The 21098-nt window shown below is 51.6% G+C and carries 17 protein-coding genes; 8 read left to right on the top strand and 9 right to left on the bottom strand.

Going from position 1 to position 21098, the window contains the following annotated elements; genetic code table 11:
• Nucleotides 1-74: 74 nt before the first annotated feature.
• From MKY82_RS02605 to MKY82_RS02625, 5 genes are all read right to left on the bottom strand, one after another.
• The gene (locus MKY82_RS02605; protein WP_220686771.1) at nucleotides 75-914 is read right to left on the bottom strand and encodes a carbohydrate ABC transporter permease; all 840 of its coding nucleotides are present in this window, start codon (nucleotides 912-914) and stop codon (nucleotides 75-77) included.
• 5 nt (nucleotides 915-919) lie between these two features.
• Nucleotides 920-1834 (bottom strand): sugar ABC transporter permease, encoded by a 915-nt coding sequence (locus MKY82_RS02610; protein ID WP_339295434.1) that lies wholly within the window; start codon nucleotides 1832-1834, stop codon nucleotides 920-922.
• 123 nt (nucleotides 1835-1957) lie between these two features.
• Nucleotides 1958-3556: a response regulator gene (locus MKY82_RS02615; RefSeq protein ID WP_339221277.1), complete on the bottom strand. Its 1599-nt coding sequence runs from the start codon at nucleotides 3554-3556 to the stop codon at nucleotides 1958-1960.
• The gene (locus MKY82_RS02620) at nucleotides 3531-5348 is read right to left on the bottom strand and encodes a histidine kinase (protein ID WP_339221278.1); all 1818 of its coding nucleotides are present in this window, start codon (nucleotides 5346-5348) and stop codon (nucleotides 3531-3533) included. The genes MKY82_RS02615 and MKY82_RS02620 overlap by 26 nt, the downstream gene beginning before the upstream one ends.
• Nucleotides 5349-5461: 113 nt before the next feature.
• Nucleotides 5462-6751, bottom strand: a complete 1290-nt coding sequence (locus MKY82_RS02625; protein WP_194540629.1) for a Gfo/Idh/MocA family oxidoreductase — start codon at nucleotides 6749-6751, stop codon at nucleotides 5462-5464.
• A gap of 125 nt (nucleotides 6752-6876) precedes the next feature.
• Between MKY82_RS02625 and MKY82_RS02630 the strand changes: the two genes are divergently transcribed.
• Together MKY82_RS02630 and MKY82_RS02635 are read left to right on the top strand one after the other, a co-directional pair.
• Entirely contained in the window at nucleotides 6877-7743 is an 867-nt protein-coding gene (locus MKY82_RS02630; RefSeq protein ID WP_339295435.1) for an AraC family transcriptional regulator, read from the top strand.
• 275 nt (nucleotides 7744-8018) lie between these two features.
• A complete protein-coding gene (locus tag MKY82_RS02635) occupies nucleotides 8019-9125 on the top strand; it encodes a GIY-YIG nuclease family protein (RefSeq protein ID WP_339295436.1) in 1107 nt (368 codons plus the stop codon).
• A gap of 148 nt (nucleotides 9126-9273) precedes the next feature.
• Here the strand turns inward: MKY82_RS02635 and MKY82_RS02640 are convergent, their stop codons facing one another.
• The 4 genes from MKY82_RS02640 to MKY82_RS02655 form a co-directional block, all read right to left on the bottom strand.
• Nucleotides 9274-9783 carry a hypothetical protein gene (locus MKY82_RS02640; RefSeq protein WP_339295437.1) on the bottom strand — a complete coding sequence of 170 codons (510 nt, stop codon included), beginning with the start codon at nucleotides 9781-9783 and terminating at the stop codon, nucleotides 9274-9276.
• A 24-nt stretch (nucleotides 9784-9807) separates the two neighbouring features.
• Nucleotides 9808-10770 carry a phosphotransferase gene (locus MKY82_RS02645; RefSeq protein WP_339295438.1) on the bottom strand — a complete coding sequence of 321 codons (963 nt, stop codon included), beginning with the start codon at nucleotides 10768-10770 and terminating at the stop codon, nucleotides 9808-9810.
• Nucleotides 10771-10936: 166 nt separating this feature from the next.
• On the bottom strand, nucleotides 10937-11611 hold the full coding sequence (gene pgmB, locus MKY82_RS02650) for a beta-phosphoglucomutase (RefSeq protein WP_339295439.1): 675 nt from the start codon (nucleotides 11609-11611) through the stop codon (nucleotides 10937-10939).
• Between the two features lie 199 nt (nucleotides 11612-11810).
• Entirely contained in the window at nucleotides 11811-14099 is a 2289-nt protein-coding gene (locus MKY82_RS02655; RefSeq protein ID WP_220686764.1) for a glycosyl hydrolase family 65 protein, read from the bottom strand.
• A 112-nt stretch (nucleotides 14100-14211) separates the two neighbouring features.
• On the opposite strand from MKY82_RS02655, the gene MKY82_RS02660 reads away from it, so the two are divergent.
• The 6 genes from MKY82_RS02660 to MKY82_RS02685 all read left to right on the top strand — a co-directional run bounded on the left by MKY82_RS02660 (nucleotide 14212) and on the right by MKY82_RS02685 (nucleotide 21095).
• Complete coding sequence (locus tag MKY82_RS02660) at nucleotides 14212-14955, top strand: AraC family transcriptional regulator (protein ID WP_194540636.1); 744 nt, start codon at nucleotides 14212-14214, stop codon at nucleotides 14953-14955.
• Nucleotides 14956-14996: 41 nt separating this feature from the next.
• Nucleotides 14997-15137 (top strand): hypothetical protein, encoded by a 141-nt coding sequence (locus tag MKY82_RS02665; protein WP_194540637.1) that lies wholly within the window; start codon nucleotides 14997-14999, stop codon nucleotides 15135-15137.
• A gap of 110 nt (nucleotides 15138-15247) precedes the next feature.
• Nucleotides 15248-15718 carry a DinB family protein gene (locus MKY82_RS02670; protein ID WP_194540638.1) on the top strand — a complete coding sequence of 157 codons (471 nt, stop codon included), beginning with the start codon at nucleotides 15248-15250 and terminating at the stop codon, nucleotides 15716-15718.
• A 231-nt stretch (nucleotides 15719-15949) separates the two neighbouring features.
• Nucleotides 15950-18256, top strand: a complete 2307-nt coding sequence (locus tag MKY82_RS02675; RefSeq protein WP_339295440.1) for a serine hydrolase — start codon at nucleotides 15950-15952, stop codon at nucleotides 18254-18256.
• Nucleotides 18257-18967: 711 nt separating this feature from the next.
• A complete protein-coding gene (locus MKY82_RS02680) occupies nucleotides 18968-19522 on the top strand; it encodes a glycerol-3-phosphate responsive antiterminator (RefSeq protein WP_194540639.1) in 555 nt (184 codons plus the stop codon).
• Nucleotides 19523-19757: 235 nt separating this feature from the next.
• Entirely contained in the window at nucleotides 19758-21095 is a 1338-nt protein-coding gene (locus MKY82_RS02685; RefSeq protein WP_194540640.1) for an ABC transporter substrate-binding protein, read from the top strand.
• The last annotated feature ends 3 nt before the right edge of the window (nucleotides 21096-21098 follow it).

Raw genomic sequence — 21098 nt, forward strand, 5'->3', positions numbered from 1 at the left:
GGATAATCCCCCAGTCTAATCATAATTGGTTCATTTGCAGCACGCCTTCGCAACACGTCAGGCAGCTTTCGAGACTACTTCAGGCCGGTCGTGGCAATGCCTTCGAGAAAATACCGTTGAAACACCAGAAAGATGATTGTCACAGGCAGCAGCGACAGCGTGGACATGGCGAGCAGCGCCCCCCAATCCGATTGCCCCGAAGGATCGAACAGGGATCGGATCCCCAGCTGTACAGTGAACAAATCGATCTTGCTTAAATAAATCATCTGGCTGAAGAAGTCGTCCCAGCTCCAGATGAAGGTGAAGATGGCCGTCGTAATCAGCGCAGGGACGAGAAGCGGCACCACGATGCGGAAGAAGATCTGCGATTGTCCGCAGCCGTCGATGGTCGCGCTCTCGTCAAGCTCCCGCGGAATGCCGCGGATGAACTGAACCATCAGCAGAATGAAGAAGGAGTCGTGCGCCAGCCATTTGGGCAGGATGAGCGGGAAATACGTATTGATCCAATGCAGCTCGTTATACAGAATGTATTGAGGCACGAGCGTTACGTGGTAAGGCAGCATAATCGTTACCAGCATGATGCTGAACCACAGGCCTTTGAATTTGAACTTCAATCGCGAGAAGGCGTAGGCTGCCAGGGAACAGGAGACGATGTTCCCGATGACGCTCATGACCGAGATCAGCACGGAGTTGCCGAAGAACCGTCCGAAAGAAATGCCCTGGAGCCCGCTCCAGCCGTTCACGTAATGATCCAGTGTGAAGGCAGTCGGAATGAGGCTGCTGTTGGTAAAGATGAGATGATTCGGTTTAAACGAGCTGAAGACGAGCCACAGCACCGGATACAGCATGAGCAGGCCGAAGAGGATAATGGCGGCATGCCTCCCGGCTTGAACCAGTTGTCGCTTAAGCGGCATATCCATTACCTCCCTTCCTGGTTGTCCCCGTAGAAGACCCAGAACTTTGATGTGAGAAAAACGATTCCGGTGAACACGCCGATGATGATCAGCATGATCCATGCCAGAGCCGAGGCATAACCCATATCGAAGAACGAGAAGCCTTTCAGATACAGGTACAAGGTGTAGAACATCGTGGCGTCGAGCGGTCCTCCCCGCCCGTCTCCGATGACATAGGCCGGCGTGAAGGCTTGGAACGAATTGATCATGCTCATGATCAGATTGAAAAAGATAACGGGTGACAGCATCGGCAGCGTAATGCCGAAGAACTGACGAATCTTTCCGGCACCGTCTACGCCGGATGCTTCATATAAATCAGTCGGAATCTGTTTCAGACCGGCAAGGAAGATGACCATGGCCGATCCGAACTGCCAGACGGACAGCGTGATAATCGTATACACCACATAGTCGGGGTGGGCGATCCACGAGGGGCCCGAGATGCCGAACCAGCCGAGGAACTGGTTGACCAGACCGCTGCCGTCAAAGATTTGGCGCCAGACGATGGCAATGGCAACGCTGCCTCCCAACAAGGAAGGGATGTAATACACGGTCCGGTAAATGCCGAGACCGCGGATGCCCTTGTTCAAGGCCATGGCGACCAGCAGCGCGAACGCAAGTCTCAGCGGCACGGATAAGAACACATAGTAGAACGTTAGCCACAAGGATCTTTGAAACGTATCGTCCTCGGTAAAAATCTGGACATAGTTGCTGAATCCCGTCCAAGTCGGCGATGAGAGCAGGTTGAATTTGGTCATGGATAAGTACAGCGATGCAATCATCGGCCCCAGCGTCAGACAGAAGAAGCCGATGAGCCAAGGCAGAAGAAACAAGTAGGCTGTCTTATTCTGCTGGCCGTATAAGGGCCTGGACAGCTTTCTCATAATGTGCCTCCCTTCAGGATGGATGAGCATGGGCGGTTACCTGACGGCTTGAAGCCGCTTACAATCGGGATGTCGGTGCGCCCGGTAAACACATCATACCGGGGGAAGCGAGAGGGCGGAATCTCATTTCTTCGGATCATCGTGTTCGATTTTTTCGGATTGCGACAGTCGGAACTCGGAAGGGCTTTGATTGAACATTTTTTTGAATTTGGAACTGAAATAGCCGGGTGAAGAGAAGCCCGTCAGCTCGGCTATGTCCCATACCGTCAGTCGAGTCTCCTGCAGCAGGCGTACGGCGTGTTTCATCCGAACTCCCGTAACGTACTGGATGAACGAGGCCCCAGCCCCTTCCTTGAACATCTCTGAGAAGTAGGTAGGGTGGTAGTTATACTGCTCGGCCAGCGAGGTCAGCGATAATTCCTGCATGTAATTTTCCTCGATATACCGCTTGGCGGATTCAATCAGGGTAGCGTCTTTGTCTCCGGATTCCAGGTGGTGGTCCACAAAATCCTGTGCCCACTGCATCAGCAGGCGTTCCGCCTGCTCCGGGGTCTCGAGCCATAAAACCCATTCGGGTGAAATCCATAGAGGCCCCCCTCCCTGTGAATGCCGTATGTTGTCGACGGCGGCCGATTCCATAATCAGCGTAATTTGAAAAAGGCTCCGTACCAAGCGGGAAGGCGATAGCCGGAATGCCTCGCCCAGCTCCCTCCGGATGATGCTGCGGAAGGATTCCAATTCGCCCCGGATCAGGCAGCGATGAAGCGCGCGGCTTGTTTCCTCCGGCAGCAGCGGACTTTGGTCGGTTACGGGTGCCTGATCCGGTCCGTTCTGGCGTCCTGCCAGATTCCAGGCCAGGAGGGAGTGGATATACCCCTCTTTCCATCGCTCAAGTCCCGACACGGGCAGCCCGAGTCCCACCTGCACCTCCACGGTTAAATAGGATGATGCCTGCGCGGCGAGTTTATCCGCGAATTCATGCTGAATGCCGTCAAGCGCAATGAAATGCATGATGCCGGGATGAGCTGTATCATGAAACACTTGAACGCCGCCCGGATAAGACTCGGCGATTTCATGGCAGACCATTTGAAACGGAAGGCGGAGATGTTCGGGCGCGCGGCCTTCGGGTGCTTTCTGCATGCCGCATTCCCTCATGCCCGCGGTGATGAAGCAAACGCACCCGTCCTGCCAGTCCTCCAGGTGGAACAGTCGAATCCGTTCCGGCAGGGAGGCGGGGGGGAGACGATTGCCGCGAACGAGATCCAGCAGGAAGCGCTCCTTCATTTCTTTGTAATACTGGGATAGCCGCCACTGCATCATTTCCGAATCGTCCCGTACCTTGCGGTTCTTATCCAATTCCTGTTTGATTTTGCTTAAGGCGGATTTCAGGTCGTCCCGGGCTACGGGCTTCAGCAAGTAGTCCATGGCCTGGCTGCGGACGCCCGCTCTGGCGTATTGAAAATCCTCGTATCCCGTAATGATGATGATCTGGATGGTCGGATTGTGGCTCCGGCAAACGTCGAGCAGCTGGACGCCGTCCATGACGGGCATGTTCATGTCGGTAATGAGCAGGTCATACGAATGGGATCTCAAGAGCTCTTCAGCTTCCAAGCCGTTCCCGGCCTCCCCCGAAATGGCAAAGCCCATGCTCTCCCAGTCGACTTTCAGCTTTAGCCCTTCACGAACCTCGATCTCGTCATCTGCGATCAATACGTTGTACATGATATTCCTCCTGTACCGGTAGAATCAGTTCGATGCAAGTGCCGGCTTCGCTTCCGTTCCGAATATGAACGGCAAATAAGTCGCCGTAATGCAAGCGGCAGCGTGCAATCACGTTGCCGAGTCCAATGTGCCAGCTCTCGCTTCGGAGGATCGGCTCTAATTGAGAGGCCGCCGCGGGATCCTGGAGTTTGCGGATGATCTCGGAGGGCATGCCTGGACCGTTATCCGCGACGTGGAGGTGCAGGCGATTGCCCTGCCTGCTGATCCGGATGTCCACCTGTGCCGTGGTTTGATGCTGAAAGCTGTACTTGACCGCATTCTCGATCAGCGGCTGCAGAATGAACTTGATCATCACCAGTGAATCCAGCCGGCCTTCCTCGTGGATGGAGATGTCGAGTTTATGCCCGAAGCGGGTTTGCAGAATGGAGATATAGTGGCGGACATAAGCCAGCTCTTCGGCTAAGAGGACCCGGTCGTCACTGGTATTCATGGAGAAGCGCATCATTTTGCCCAGGTCCTCGATCACCTGCACGGTATCGTCCGTCCGGCGCTGCATGGCAAGACTGCTCACCAGCTCCAGGGTGTTAAACATGAAGTGGGGATTGATCTGCATGAGCAGCGCTTTATATTCGGCTTGCTGGCGGAGCAGCTTCAGCTCGAATTCGTTCTGGATATGCTGCCGCAGGCGGCTGATCATATAGCGGAAGGTGGAGATGACGTAACTGACCTCGCTCTTTACGTTTTTGTCGGGAGGCAGCACGGACTCGGCCTGGTCGAATGCTCCGCGCTGCACCTGCCTCATCGCCAGGACCAGACGCGTTAAAGGCTTGGTGACGCCATAGGAGAGCCATGCGGCGGCAAACAGGGAGACCAGGATCAGAACGACCGTAACCACCAGGATGGTGCTCTGAAGCTTGTGAAGAGAGGAGTACAGCTCCTTTTCCGGCGCTAGTCCAGCCAGCATCCAGCCGGTGCGCCCCAGCTTCTTGTAAACCAGAATGTTCCGCTGCCCTTCATCGTTGGTCAGATAGACAACGCCCGATTTCAGCGGGCCGTTTCGAATGCGATCGATCTCCGATAGGGCTTCGGTGCCAAGTTCATGCGCCTGCTGGGATAGAATCGGGCTTCCTTGCTCGTTCAACAGAAAAATCGTGCTGTTCTTGGCCAGATGGATCCGGGTGAGCGGCTCCAGAAAATAAGACTCGCTGACGTTAACCTTCATCACGTTCTGCGCCGTGGCATGATGGAAGGTCCCGATGGGCATCAGCAGGCTGACGACGGGATTGCCGTGATCCCGGACACGTTCATGCTGGTCCGTATGCGCTGGCAGCCAGCGGTCTCCGGACGCGAAGAAGTTCGTGTACCACGATTCCCGCAAAAAGGCCGGGTCGCTTTCGACTTGGTTCTCGCCGCCGATCCGAAGTCCGCTGCGCCGGTAGATGGACACATCGGAGATACTGGTGTAGCTGTTGGTCGCCTGGGTCAGAAATCGGCTCATGGCAAGATTGGCCAGCATTTTCTCCCCTTCGGGCAGCAGCGGGTCACTGATGGCGTTATCCCAGTTCTTGGCCGTGTCGCTGTTGAACACGAGGGAAGCGACATCATAAATCTGCATCTGGACCATATCGACGTAGGAGCCGTATTCCTCCATCTTCTCGAGGGCAGAGGATTCGATGTAGGAGCGGATCACGGTGCGCGATTCCGTAAACAGCAGGAAGGAGAGCGTGCCGAAAGAGAGGACGAAGAGTGCGACGATAAAGGCGATCAAACGGCTTTTTAATGAGAAGAACATCCATTTCCTCCTTTACGAAAAGCGGATTTCTAGGCGGTCTGCGACATGTGAAAAAAGGCTGCGCAAATACGCAGCCTTTGAAGGGAAAATTGCTTGAAGCAGCCGTGTACGGCTTAGAAACGAACCAGATTGTCGATTCGTACAGGCATGCCGGTGGCGATGGCGCGGTTGGCTGCAATTCCTGTCAGTATGGATCTCGCCCCATCGATATGGTTGGCCGCACGGGCATACGGATCTTCCACCGGTTCCCCGAACAGATCATTCAGCAGCACAGGGTCGCCTCCGCCATGTCCGCCTTTTTGCTCCTCGACGTGAACCTCGTACGGGGCATCGAACATCGGAAGCACCCGCAGCGTTTTCCCGATTAACGCGCCTTCTTGGCTTTTGTCGCCCAGTGAATTGACGTAGGATTGTTCAACGATGTTCATCTCGATCCGGCCTTTGGTGCCGTTGATGGCGATGCGATAGCCTTCCCACGGCTGATAGGCGACCAGCGAATACGTTAAAATGGCCTTGTTCTGATACCGCACGAGGACGCCCATTGTATCCTCAATGTTGATGCCGTCCCCGAATACGCTTTGATCCCGCTGGTAGCCATCCTCCGGCTCGGCATCCAGGTACATGGCTTTGAGATGCGCATCCGAATCCAGATGGAGCGCGAACGGGTCCTCTTTGGCAATGGGGTTCCCGGTTGCGCGATTGTAGAATTGCGTAACGCCCCGCGCTTCGGCATTCTCTCTACCATAATACATGAGATCTCCAAATGCGAAAACGGTTTCAGGATGGGAACCGATCCAGAAGTTGACCAGGTCGAAGTGATGGGTGGATTTATGGACGAGCAATCCGCCGCTGTTCCGCTTGTCCCGGTGCCAGCGCCGGAAGTAGTCTGCGCCGTGGCGGGTATTCAGCAGCCATTCGAAGTGAACCGAGGTCACCTGGCCGATGGTGTCATTCATGATCAATTCCCGTACCTTGGTATGATGGGGGGCGTAACGGTAGTTAAAGGTGACCCTGATATTTTGTCCGGTCCGCTTGGCGGCATCCAGAATGGCCTGGCATTTTTCTTCGTCGATCGTCATCGGCTTCTCGGTCACGACGTCGCACCCAAGCTCCATTGCGCGAATGATGTACTTGTGATGCGTCCGGTCGATGCTGGTCACGATGACGAAGTCAGGCTTCTCGTTCTCGATCATCCGGTCAAATTGGTCTGCGGGGTAGGTAGGCACCTCGGTGTAATTATATTTTTCCCGCAGCAGCTGATTCGCGTAATTCATGCGAGTTTGGTTGATATCGCAAAAGGCAGCAAGCTCGGATTTGTCGCGGAAATTCTGGGCCAGTGCGCCATAAAAAAATTCGGCGCGGCCGCCGGTACCGACCAATACATAACGTTTCTTGTCACTCATCTCTATCGCCTCCTTGAATATAGCTCTAGCCTATAACAAGGGAGCACTGCTTTCGCCGCATTTCATGCGTAATCGCTTTCAAATGCCGCATATTTTGCTATAATCCAAGGAAAGGGGGCAGCCGCATGAACAAGCCGTTTCGAGCAGATTACCACGATCCCACCGGATATTTGAACATGGAGTATGACCGCCGCATTGGCTATTTCTCAATGACGGTCGACCATCTCCACGATCATTATGAGCTGTACTACCTGTTATCGGGCGAGCGGATCTACTTCATCAAGGATCGCTCTTACAGAGTTCGGGCCGGTGATCTTGTCTTCGTGGACCGGAATGCCGTTCATAAGACGCTGGACAGCGGCCGGCCCGACCATGATCGCCTTGTCCTCTATATAAGCCCGGAATTGTTCGCGGATCTGGCCGTACCGCCTGAGCTGGCCGAAGGGCTGAAGGAGCCGTTCGGCTGGGATGTTCCGATTCTAAGGCTTCCTTCGCCAGCGAGTGAAGCGGTGGAGCAAATGGTCGGCGAAATGGTGAATGAGATGATCCATCCTCAAGCGGGAAGCAGTTGGCTGCTGCGGCACCGAACGGTCGAATTGCTGCTCTTCGCCTACCGCAGCCGGCATTTGGGTACGGTTCGTTCAGCCGATACGGAGCCGGTTCTTCATCCGAAGACCCAGGCGGTGGTCCGGTATCTTAACGATAATTATCAGAAGGCTTTAACGCTGCCCGAGGTAGCGGAGGCGTTCCGAATCAGCCCGCACTATCTCAGCCGGCTGTTCAAGCAGACAACGGGGTTTACCTTTAGCGATTATTTGAACCTGCTTCGGGTTAAGGAAGCGCAGCGCCTCCTGCGAGAGAGCGATGATTCCATCACGGATATCGCCTGGCGATCAGGCTTCAGCAACTTCTCCCATTTCGGGAAGATGTTTAAGCGGACGGTTCAGCTGTCGCCGAGGGCATACAGGAAGCAGTATCGAATGCGAAGCTAAAGGAATAGACTATGTCTTCTTTCTGGTGTACTAGAAAACGCTATATTAAGATAATAGATAGTCTCTATTTTATTGCAGCGAGGAGCTAGCCCAGCCTTTGTGTATGGCTCTGATTTCTGCGCATAGAGGCTGTAGCCCTAGTCCCTAATAGAGGCACCGCGTTCATCGAGTTGGATTAGCTCGTGGCTGTGGTGTTTTTTGGTGTGCATATGGTATCTTGGAAGTGAACGAAAACGCCATATTTGATAGATTCGTTGAGAGGATCGACAGTCAATATGAAAACAAAAATACAAGAGTTGCCGCTGTCGCCGGGCGTGTATCTCATGAGAGATTCGCGGGGAACGGTCATTTACGTTGGCAAATCCAAAAGTCTCAAGAAGAGAGTACAATCGTATTTTTACAACAATAAATCGCACTCCCCAAAAGTGAAGAGGCTGGTTCAGCATGTCAAAGACCTGGAGCATATCGTCACCGACACGGAGTTTGAGGCGTTCATGCTGGAATGCAGGCTCATTCAGGACATAAAGCCGATGTATAACCGAAAAATGAAAAATCCGCTAGGTTATAGTTATATCGTATTGCGGCAAAAGCGAGATTGGCGATGGCTGGAATTTACGGATACACTGGATGAAGGCGGCCCTGACCGATCTCGTTTTTTCGGCCCCTATACAGCTAGCAGACATAGTCTTGAACATGCAGTGCAAAAGGTTAAAGAATGCTGTAAAATCGCCTGCAATCATACACCTGCCACTTCTTCGGCAAATGCTCCCTGCTTGAATTATTCGATTGGCCTCTGTCTTGGCAAGTGTCTTGGCGGCGAAAGCGCGCGGCAATTTGATGACATCATGGATCGATTCATTGCTCTGCTTCAAGGGGACGACCGACGTTTATATGATGAAATGGAGCGAAACATGCTGGGCGCCGCAGCGCGTTTCGATTTTGAGCAGGCTGCAAAATACAGGGACGGCATGGAGGCGGTGAACCTGCTTTTAAGTAAACGGGATGTGATCGAGTTCGCCGAAGAGAATCACAGCATCGTTGTCTACGAATATTTAAACGAAGATACGATTAAGTTATTCCTGATTAAGGGGAACGTTGTGCTGCACAGCGAGCGATGCTCTGTGGCTGCAACAGTGGATATTGAATCGCTGAGGCGAAGAGTCAAAGCCATGATTCTCAGCTATTTCACGAAGGATACGGAATCCGATGCTGCCGAGGTTACCCGGGAAGATATCGATGCTGCACAAATCATCTACAGCTATTTGCAGAGCAGCGCCTGTCGCTATCTTGTTCTTCAGGATTCATGGCTCGAAGACGATGGGGAGCCTGATATGGAGGCTGCACTGCGGGATTTTGTGAATCATTATGTTGTGTCATCTTAATTTGAGGAGTCGTTATCCCGCTGGGCCGAGATTGTATCGGAGGAAAGCTATCAGCGGAAATAGGTCTTTATCATATTAGCCTCTATCCGACACGGATAGAGGCTTTGGTTTACTTATTTACTTCCAACAGCAAACATATCTTTGAGTATTATGGCTTATTGAAAAATCGCCCCATCGGCATCTCTCTCGTAAAAGTGATCCCCCCATACCTATATTTCACTTCAATTTGGGTGATGGGCTCATCGTTATAAAGACGGACTCCGTAATTAAGCGGAATGCGCGAACCTTGATTGAGCGCGGCTCTCTTCTCGTCCGGCGAGAGCTCAGGCTTTAACGGCACCTCCCGAATATCCACGAATTCGATATCGGGATCTTCATCAAGGCCTCCGCCGCCGACCAGATGAAGAGAATAACTGACGCCTAGCTCGGCCTTGGCAGGCTTCATGCCATTATTCACCCGCACGTCCAGCAGCTCCACATCGGCGAATCCTTCATTGATAACCTCGAAGATGATGGTGTTTTCATCCGTAAAGGATGTAAATCCACCCACCTTGATGGGCGTGGGGCGAAGGAACAGCAGGTATAGAAGAATGGATGAAAGGAGCAGCCCCAGGCCCATATATAAGAGCCTGCGGTGAGGTTTGGATCTTGGTTTCATGGCAGAGCAATCTTCCTTCTCTTATTATATAGACAGCTTTACAACGGATTTGCCTTCCTCAATATCCGCTTTCATCGCTAACAGATATTTCCGGGTGCGTTCATCCATCTCATTCCAATTTACGAATTTGGAGAAATAGACAAAGGAGTAGATATTGCGGAAGTCGATGAAATATGGAATTCGCTCGATCCAATCCTCACTCAGCGTATTCTCTTGAAAGTAGCCGGATAAAAACGAGTCGAAGAATCGGGCCACAAACTCGGCTTTCCGGTTTTCCGGAACCGTCTGGACTGCATGATAGATGGCGATGGCGATATCGTAGGCGAACCAATGGTACGAGACATCCCCAAAGTCGAAAAAGATAATCTCCCCGTTATGTACGTGAAAGTTGTGATGGTGGAGGTCATTGTGGACGATGCCGTAGCCTTCCTGATCCTGCGGAAGCGACTCCAATTCCTTAAGATACTGTTTCCACTGCGTATGGACTCTTTCACCTGCAGCCTCCGGGAACGCATCGGTAAAAATCACATGCTCATTCCAATGTGGAAACGCCATTCGGTGCACGAGTGAGGAAGCGGTGGCGTCCTTTTTGCCGAGCTTATGCATACGGCCCATCCCGCGTCCCCACTGCTTGATTATCGCAAAATCCGATGTTACATCCGTTAACGGGCTGCCGGGAGCCTTCGTAAAGGCAATGACATGGTAACGCTTGGAATCGTGGGTTACCTCTTCAATAAGAAGGTCCTGGGCAGATCGAATGGACTCGGCCATGTTCAGACCCTGCTCGGCGAGATAGGCCATCCACGTAAGCTCGCGAATGATCGAGGCTTTGCGGTATTTGGATGCGTTCAAAAATTTAATAATGAAGCGGCGTCCGTCTTCGCCGTTGTATTCAAATACATTCTGATCGAATCCCCCAAGTAACTTCAGCGAATAAGAACCTTGGCCGAATCGTTCGGCCCCTTGATCCAAGACAGCCTGTTCCATGGAAAGTCCCCTTTATCGTATTCTCGATATGATGCTTATGCTTACATACCGGAAGATTACTGTACTCACTACCAACTACAGTCTAACGAAGATCGCGGGTGGTCGCAAAAAATGGGAGGACATACGAAAAAGGCGCTCCTAAGGGAGCACCCTTACAATTTCTTTATCAACCTTCGAATTTCTGAGCTAGCTCACGGAAATTCAGCTCCGCCGTGCTGGACAGCACGACATCTGCATGCGGGAAATGCGCGGCGTTGCCGATCGCGACGGCGAACATGCCAGCGCCCTTGATGGCGTCAACACCGGATGCGGCATCCTCCACGCCGATGCAGTAGGCAGGCTCTACGCCAAGCTCTGCAGCAGCGGTGAGGAAGATCTCCGGGTCCGGCTTGTTGTTCTTCAGCTTGGTTACGTCGACAATCACGTCGAATTGATCCATGACGCCAAGCCGGGTCAAAACGGCAATGGCGTTCTTGCTGGCGGACGCGATGCCGGTCTTCAGGCCGGCCGACCGGATGTCCCCCACAAACTCCGTAATGCCGGGCAGCAGGTCGGCTGGCGTGATCGTTTCGATCAGCTCGACGTACAGCTTGTTTTTGCGGTCGGCCAGCTGTGCCAGCTCTTCATCGGAATAGTTAACAGGCGTCTCCGCCTGGCTTAACAGGAGCTTCAGGGAATCCATGCGGGAAACGCCTTTGAGATTCTCGTTGAACTCTCTCGTGAAGGGAATGCCCAGCTCGGTTGCCGTGGCTTTCCATGCCTGATAATGATACTCCGCTGTATCGGTAATGACACCGTCCAAGTCAAAGATGACAGCCTTCAGCTTTCGTGTTTCGTTCATATCTTATAGCTCCTTTTTGAGATATCGGAGAGTACAAACCCGAAACAGGGACCTTCTTGGTATCGCAAGAAAAATGACGGTTAGTCGCAGTCTGTTTTCATAGGAAATTTTGTCGGGAATTTTGTCGATCGATCGTTTTCCTCGTAAGCCGGGATTGATGCCCTGTGCATGGGGAGGGCAATCGCCTCATGGCCTATTGTTATATGCTCTGCAATGAATGTTTCACAGGTTTCCCGGCTTCAAGCATAACGGCCTCGTCGTACAGCTTGATCTCGATGGATTCGCCTTCGACGATCTCCAAGGTGACGCCTTCCTTCTCGATGGATACGCCGATGAGGCGGTCGCGGAAGTTCAGGCGGAACGCATACTTCTCCCAGTCCTTCGGAATGGCCGGGGAGAGGGATAGTCCGCTTTCCTTCAGGCGCATGCCGGCAAAGCCGTAGACGATGGACATCCAGGTGCCGCCCATGTTGGCCATGTGCAAGCCGTCCTTCGTGTTGCCGTGCGTATTGTCCAGGTCGAGGCGTGCCGTCTCGATGAAATACTCATACGCTTTGTCCATATTCCCAATCTTCGAAGCCATGATGCTGAAGATGCAGGAAGACAGCGACGAATCATGCGTCGTGATGCCTTCGTAGTAATCATATGAACGCTGGATCGTTTCCAAGCTTTGCTCGTCTTCCAGCAGGAAGTGGGCGAGTACCGTATCCGCTTGCTTGCACACCTGATAACGGTAAATGGTGAGCGGGTGATAGTTGAGCAGCAGCGGATATTTGTCCTCCGGCGTGTTCTTGAAATCCCATACCGCTTTGCGGAGGAACGTATCGTCCTGCGGGTTAATGCCAAGTGCTTCATCATACGGGAGCAGCATGGCGTCCGCCGCTTTCGCCCAAGCCGAAATTTCATCCGCGGTTACGCCAAGCCGGTCGCACAGGGATTTGAAGCCTTGCGCATTGTAGGATTCCAGAATGGTGCAGCTCTTGGCGGCCCATTTCAGGTTATGCTTTGCCATGACGTTCGTGTAATAGTTGTTATTCACGCAGCATGTATATTCATCCGGTCCCGTCACCTCATCGATATGGAAGGCGCCGTTATAATAGTGACCGATGTCCGCCCACAGGCGGGCGGTTTCAATCAGCACCTCCGCCCCGTAGGACAAGAGGAAATCCCGGTCCTGTTCGGCGAGATAATATTGAATATAGCTGTATGCGATGTCTGCGCTGATATGGTATTGCGCCGTTCCCGAAGGGAAGAAGGAGGAGCATTCCGTTCCCGAGATCGTGCGCCACGGGAACAGCGCGCCTTGCCGATGTCCCATTTCCCGCGCTCTGCCTCTCGCCTGCTCCAGCGTGGAATAGCGATACAGCAGCAGCTGGCGCGCAATGTCCGGCTGCGTCATCAGGAATACCGGGAACATGTAAATCTCCGTGTCCCAGAAATAGTGGCCTTCATACCCTTCACCGCTCAGTCCTTTGGCGGAAATGTTGCTGTGCTTGTCCCGACCGGCGGATTGCAGCAGCTGGAATAGATTGAAACGGATGCCTTCCTGGAGCTGGTCATCATTCTGAATCACGACGTCGGCTGATTTCCAGTAGTCGTTCAGATACTCGGCCTGTTCGGCAAGCAAGTCCTCGAAAGAAAGATCCTTCAGCTCCTCCTGCAGCTGAATGCCGCGCTCGATCATGTCTTGCCCGTGACGAAGACTGTCGGTATACAGATTGTATTTCGTCAACTGGATCGGTCCGGTCAATGGAAGGACAGCCGTGAAGGTAACTTCTCCGGTTCCGGATTCGAGCCGAAAGTCCGCATCGGCATCCAAGTGGTGACGGGTCACGCAAGCTGCACGCAGTTTGGACGCCATCGTCTCGTCAACGACATAGGCATCGCTGCCTTTGACGCCTGTATCGATGACGGTCATCCGTTCCGCATGCCCTGCGCCTACCCGGGGATCGTTGGCATTGGTATAGTTCTTCACTTTGCCGTTGACGGTGGAAACGATGCGAACCTGGCCGTTGAAATTAATCGGTTCGATCCGTACGTCGATGGCGAACAGCTCCCGGTGCGCGAAGGACACCAGACGTCGGAAGGTCAGCTTGATCTCTTTGCCTTCGGGCGATATCCACTGCACGATGCGTTCGGAATACCCCTTGTCCATATGCAAGCGGCGTTCATGGGCAGTGATCGTTCCATGATCGAGGCAAAAAGGTTCTTTTTCGTCGCCTAGATAGATCAGGACCGTCTGGGCATCAATATTGTTAACGAGTTTTTGCTGTGTATCAGGAAAGGCGAAGAGCTTCTCGCCGTAAGGAATTTCAATCACGTCGTGGAAAGCGTTCAGGTAGGTACCGCGGATGGTGGACATGCTCTCTCCGTAGCCTTCTTCGAAATTGCCGCGTACACCCAAGTAACCGTTTCCAAGTGCAAAAATACTTTCCATATTCAGCAGGGCTTGCTGCGACAAATCAGGATTTGATATATTCCAGGTCATGTTCTACACTTCCTTCCTAGCATGGTTTATGCTTGAATTTTAGAGCCAATCGGGGTTATGTTATACTAAAATATCAAGGTTTTTATCAATATTTTTAGGTGGTGTGGAAATAATGAAAGGGCCTTCACGCTCGGGAAACCGTCCGTTTTATCTGTCCTCCCGTATGCATTATTTGCGCGAGAATTTTATCCATCCCCCGTTTGATTATGAGCACGAACTGCTCGAAGCGATCCGCTTCGGCGATGAGAATAGAGCCATGGATATGCTTCGTAAGATTAACGAGCTGGAAGCGGCTGTGCTTGCGACGTATCCGCTTCGGTCGAAGAAGAATGCCCTGATTGCGTCCTGTACCTTATTTACCCGGGCGATCATCAAAGGCGGCGTAGATCCTGAGATTGCCTTTCATTTAAGTGATACGATGATCCTTGAGATTGAGAAAATGACCGATGTGGAGCGGCTGGTTCATTTTGAATATGAGATGCTGGTGCAGTTTGTGTCGATGATTCGCTCCGAGAAGGAAGACGTGTCGTTCTCTCACATTGTGAATCTGGCGATCTATTACATCCGGGAGCATATTTTCGAGGAGTTGTCCCTGCAGAGGGTTGCGGAGTATTTGAAAGTCCATCCGAGTTATCTGTCCGATCGCTTTAAGCGGGAGACGGGCGAACCCTTGACAACCTTTATTAATCGGCGGAAGATCGAGGAATCCAAGCATTTGCTGGCCAATACGAATCAGTCGATATCGGAAATTGCGTTTACGTTCAAGTTTTGCAGCCAGAGTTATTATACGCAATTATTCAAGAATTTTACGGGGATGACGCCGAGACAATTCCGGATCAGCGGTACGGCGCGATAAAGGACGATCATAATGAACAACGAGAAGAGAGAGACACCCTCATGAAGAAACTAATGCAGAAAATGCTTCACTTAAGTCTGGAGAAAAAGCTGATTGCGGCGTTAGTTCTTGAGAATGCAACCGGATTTCAACTCGTTGGCCGATCGGTCATACGATGTATGGAGGAGCAACCTGTCTCTTAGCTTTTAAGATCAGGTTGTTTTTTGTTGAAATATCAGGAACGTATGTTCTATAATGATGAAGCGAGTTTGAACCTATAAGTGTTTTATACATACCAGATTGGAGAGAACCTATGAATTCCTATTGTACATATGCATTGCATCAAATCGAGGTGGCTGTCATCTCTGTTGTTGCGATTATCGACAGGCTGGATGAATCGGATTTGCTCGTTCAACCGACAGAAGACAAGCATTCCGTTGGAGAGCTGCTCAAGCATATTGCAGTGATCTGCCGGGCTGATTTTTACATATCGGGCGGGGCCACGCAAGAGGAGATGGACGCTTATTATGAGGGCGTGTCGTTAAATAACCTGAAGGATATACAGGCCGAATTGTTAAGCAGCTATTCACATTTGGAGCAGGCATTCAGAGACATGACGGAAGAAGAGCTCCATCAAGAGAAGACTTCCTACTGGGGCGTCACCTATTCAAGGTATGAATGGCTGCTTGAAATCGTCGCCCATCTGTATCACCATCGAGGACAACTGCATGCGATGCTGGTTCACTGTAACGGGAAGGATCCGAAGGTTCCGTTATTCGAATAGCCATGAGCGCTCTATCTTTCCCGACCCGAATTCTGTTTCCGGAATTCGGGTTTTGTTTATTCATAGATTTATATGTTATCATATCTTACGCGAAACCGAAATTATTAATATAATTTCATTAAATTTATTTAAGTAGTGTCAATATTATTTACATTAATATATAATAATCCTCAATATAGTGTTTTTTATGTGAATTTAATTAACATTTAAGTCGATAAGGAGTGATTCGGCATGTCCAGATTAACCGGAGTTTTTTTCAAAAGCACGCTTGCCATTATCCTAATAACGACGACTTGCTTTGTCTCCTTGGTGCAAGTTTCCCATGCTTGGGCAGCCGGGGGACAAAGCGGCAACCTGAGCCGGTTGGAATCCGTTCTCCAGCCCATTGTGAAAGCCGCAGCGGAAGACGGGATCGAGCTGTACGTCGGAGTCCAGGATCTTAGCAATACATATGGCGGAGGGAAGATTCAGGCGGGCTCATCGAATGTTTACTACGCGGCCAGCACCATCAAAATGGCCATCGTAACAGCGCTGATGCAGGATATTGAAGCAGGGAAATACGTGCTGGAGCAGACCGTCCAGGTTAAACCGGAGCAGGTTGTAGGCGGAGCTGGTTCGCTCAAGGAAGGAAAGTTCCCTCAGGAGATCACGATCGAGCGTTTAGCGGGGCTGATGATTACGCAATCCGATAATACGGCAACCAATGCCCTGATTGATCTTCTTGGGTTCGAGCGTATTAATGCTTTAATAGATGAACAGGGATTTGAAACCATGCAGTTGGGCCGGAAAATGATGACGCCTGCAAAATCCCCTGCTGCTGATAATTATGTCAACGGGGAGGAGTTGCTGACGCTCCTGGAGAGAATTTATGCTGGTGAGATCGTATCCGCCCAATCGCGGGATCAGATCCTGGCCTGGATGAAGGCGCAGGAAGTGAAGACCAAATTCGGCGTAGCGCTGCCCGGCAAGCCGATTGCCCACAAAACGGGGGAACTGGGCGATGTCAGCCATGACATCGGATATTTTCTCGTCCCCGGACGCGAGGTTGCCGTCACGGTATTAACCAAAGTCACCAAGCCGGAGGATGCGGGCAAAGCCCAGGAACTGGGCAACCCGGTTGTGCAGCGCGCGGCCAAAGCGGTGTATAACTTCTTGTTGGATACGCCGGCTGAAGTCGTATCGGCGGACGCATGGCCGGCCTTGTCGTTAGCTGTAAATCCTATCATTCGAGAGGCCGGGGATAAGGGAATCAGGGTAGCCGTTGGCTTGAAGGACTTAAGCGGCAGGGACCGGGAGCTGCTCCTGGGATCTCGCCAATCCTATATGCCTGCGAGCACCATCAAGATGGCGCTTGTATCGGCTTTGATGAAGGAAGTGGACGCCGGCAGGTTAACCTTGGAACAGAAGGTGAAAGTAGAGCAGGAAGATGTAGTTGGCGGAACAGGCTCCTTGCAAAAGGAAACATTTCCGCAGGATGTAACTATCGAACGATTGGCAAGGCTGATGATCACCCAGTCGGATAATACGGCTACGAACGTACTGATTGACGTGGTTGGATTGAATAAGGTCCAGGCTCTGTTGGATGAACTCGGCCTTGATGTCATGCATCTGGGGCGCAAAATGTTCGCAGCTGCCCCTACGCCGGAGCAGGACAACTATATTAATGCGGAGGATTTGGTCCATCTGCTTGCCAACATTCATTCAGGCGAATTCTTGTCCGATAACTCTCGTGATCAGATCATCGACTGGATGAAAGCCCAGGAGGTGGACACCAAGTTTGGTGCGGCCCTGCCCGATGCGCCGATTGCCCATAAAACCGGGGAGAATGCCAATGTTACCCATGATGCCGGATATTTTCTTCAGCCCGGCCGGGAAATCGCGATTTCGGTACTGACCGAAGTCACGACGACCAGCAGCTTTGACGAAGCCCAGGCTATCGGAAATCCGGTGGTGCAAGAGATTGCGAAGGCTGTTTATCAAGCGCTGGAACACGAAACGACCTTCACGGACGTGCCGGAGGATCACTGGGCAGCGCCTTATATTGAAGGGGCGGCGGCGGCTTCCTTGGTGAAGGGGATCTCGGAGACGACTTTCGCGCCCGAGCATCCGATCAGCCGTGCAGAGGTGACCTCCATGCTTGCTCGATCCCTTCAACTGGAGCCCGCCCTGTTCTCCCCTCAATTCAGAGACGTTCCCGGGGACCAGTGGTATTCCGCCGATGTGACAGCGGCTTATTCTTCCGGCATCGTCAGCGGACGGAATGACGGCATCTTTCATCCACAAGGTCCCATTAGCCGTGCGGAGCTGGCTGCGATGATAATCCGTGCTTACGAGTATGTGCATGGCCCGCTGGCTGAATACGAGGATGTACTTTCTCTTAAGGATGCGAACGAGATACGGGACTGGTCCAGAGAGTCGATTCTGAAGGCGGTCCAATTAGGCTTCGTGAACGGTTACAGCGACGATACATTCCGTCCGGACAGAACGGCATCAAGGGCAGAAACCCTTAAGATGATTGTGCATCTCCTCAGCAAATAAGGCCCTTGGTTTTATAAGCATTCGAGGCGCCGAGCACAGCGCGTTTTCCGACGAGTCTTTGACTTCTTTTCTCATACCGATGTCCGTCATTACACGCTTCGAGAGAGGTAGGCGGCGGTATTATCTGAAGTAACTAAATACCGTATGAGGATTAATCTCACGGCATGCTGCAGGCATAGCTTTTTCAAGGCGGCCTGCAGCATATTCCGTTTTCCAATGAGCATCCACCCCAGCTGTGCAGTTGTGCCAATAGGACGGACGATTACAGCTTCGGAACAAGTAAGAGCAGTCATTTCACACGAAATCTGCAGATAGTGATCGCAGGCTCTTTGAGTGGTTGCGCTATCATAGAATCGAGGGCTTCGCCATGATATTTGTTACATTGAATTGATATTCTTTTAAATTCGACAAAATAATACAAATTTCGCTATAGACTACGGCTAAATCATTCCTCTATGATAGATATTAAATAGCTTGGCAAGCTATTCTGAAAGCGCTATCCTGATCTTCGCTGAACCGAATGATCCTAAGTCTAGGGGGAATCCACCAAACCAGGGGACATAGCAGAATCCGTTAATTGAATGGTAAGCGCATACATGATGTGTCGAAGCCTTGATGAGTGCCGTTAACACAGATTTTACATATCGTTAATACTCTCATGATCCTAACGCCTTACCATAAGAGTGTTCGGTAAAAGGGGGACACGCACTTATGGCAGAACAAAGGACACGGCGTCTTCCCGTAATCGCTTCGATTACCAAGCTGGAACAGATCGATGCGGCTGTGAACAGCACGGTGGAACGGGTGAACCTGATGACAGGCGATATTTTGAAACTCAGGGATATCGTGAATCGACTTCACTCCTCAGGCAAAAAAGTGTTTGTTCATCTGGAGATGGTAAGCGGCATTGGCCGGGATAATTCGGCGGTGCAGTATTTGGCCGATTCGTACAAGATCGACGGGATCATTACGACGAAGACGAATACGGTATTGGCTTCGCGCCAAGCGGGCATTAGCTCGATACAGCGAGTGTTTGCCATTGATACGACAGCTTTAAGAACCGCAGTGAAAATGATCGGACAAGCCCGTCCGGATGAGGTGGAACTAATGCCGGGACTCATGCCCCGCGTAATCCGCGACCTGAAGAAGGAAATTCACTGTCCGCTTATTGTGGGAGGTTTTTTACGAAGCGAGGAAGAAATCGATGAGGCGCTGGCAAACGGTGCAGACCTCGTATCTACAGGAGATACGCGTTTTTGGACGTAAGGTTCCCTGTTCGGTGATGGATTAACTATAATTACATATTTGCTAGGGGTGGAGACGATGAGATAACCCGAGTAGCAGCTACTTTAGCTTTTATAGGAGGTGGTGGCTCTTAGGTTGCGCTCTTTTTGACGTCTCTATTTTTGTGCGCTTTTTAAGGGGTAGACGGGTTGAGTGGATGGACAGCAGTGATGAAGTTGAATGATGAGTAGATTCGAAAGGGGACAATTGATCATCTATGAAAAAGAAATCATGGTTGTTAATGTTACTGACCATATTTATGGTTATTACCACGGCTTGCGGAGGCGGCGGTGGAAGTGAAAGTGCCGGAGGAGAGGTTTCGCTCGACGATGTGGAAGCCGCTTCGATGGATATGAAGAATGATACAACACCTGTCAAAATCCAGTACTGGCATGCCCACGCGGATGCTCAACTGGAAGGCTTGAACTACATGATCGCAGAATTCCAGAAGAAGTACCCGCATATTACGGTAGAGCCGGTGTTCCAGGGCGGCTATCCTGATCTTCACAAAAAATTATCGGCTGCAGTGGCTGCGAATGACGTGCCGGCTGTAACGAATGTTGAAGTCGCGTCCCTGCCTAACTTTGCGGACAGCGGTGTGTTCTCTGATTTGGGCCCATGGATTAAGCGCGATGAAGTGAAGATGGACGATTTCGCCAAAGGAATGCTGAATGCATATGCATTCAACGGCAAGCAATATGGGTTCCCTCTGATCGTTAGTACCAGTGTGTTTGTATACAACAAAACGATGCTGGACGAGTTGGGTGTAGAGCCGCCGCAAAAGTGGGATGAGATCGATGACTTTAATGCGAAGGTAACGAAAAAAGAAGGCGACAAAACGACGCGTTATGCCTTCTCCGTTCCTGGCTGGGATACGTGGTATTACGATCCGTGGAACATTAACGGCGGCGGACAAATCCTGACCGAGGACCTGAGTGCATCGGCCGTTGAGAATGAAGAGTCGCTTCGTTATCTTCAGAACTTCTACAAATGGCAAAATGAAGGCCACATGCATATGGGCTTCGGGAAGGGTGCTTCCGATAATATGCGCCAAATGTTCCTGGGCGGCGAGATCGCCATGGTTCAGCATTCATCGGCTTTGCTCAAGATGTACCGCGAGAATGCGGACTTTGAGGTTGGCGTATCCTTTATCCCTGGCGATAAAGTGCGGACCTCCAACATTGGCGGCGCGGGGATCGTCATGATGGACGGTGCCGAGGATCTGGAGAAAGAAGCGGCTTGGAAATTTATCGAGTTCATGACTTCGGCGGAGCAAAACATTAAGTGGGCTGAATCCGTTGGATACCTGCCGACAAGAAAATCCGCAATCGAGTCTGAGGAAGGCAATCAATATTTCGAAAGATGGCCGCAATACAGAGCGGTATACGAGCATTTTGATGAAGTAACGCCGCGTCTGCAGCACCCGGCTTACCCTGAATTCAGCGAAGTTTATAAGGAAGTCGTAGGGGAAATGGTGCTGAACAAAAAAGATCCGACACCACTTATGCAGGATGCAGCCAAGAAGATCAACGATATTCTGGCTGACTATGAGTGATGC

Origin of the sequence: Paenibacillus sp. FSL W7-1279 (assembly GCF_037969845.1) — a bacterium.
In the GTDB taxonomy this organism is placed as follows: domain Bacteria; phylum Bacillota; class Bacilli; order Paenibacillales; family Paenibacillaceae; genus Paenibacillus_AQ.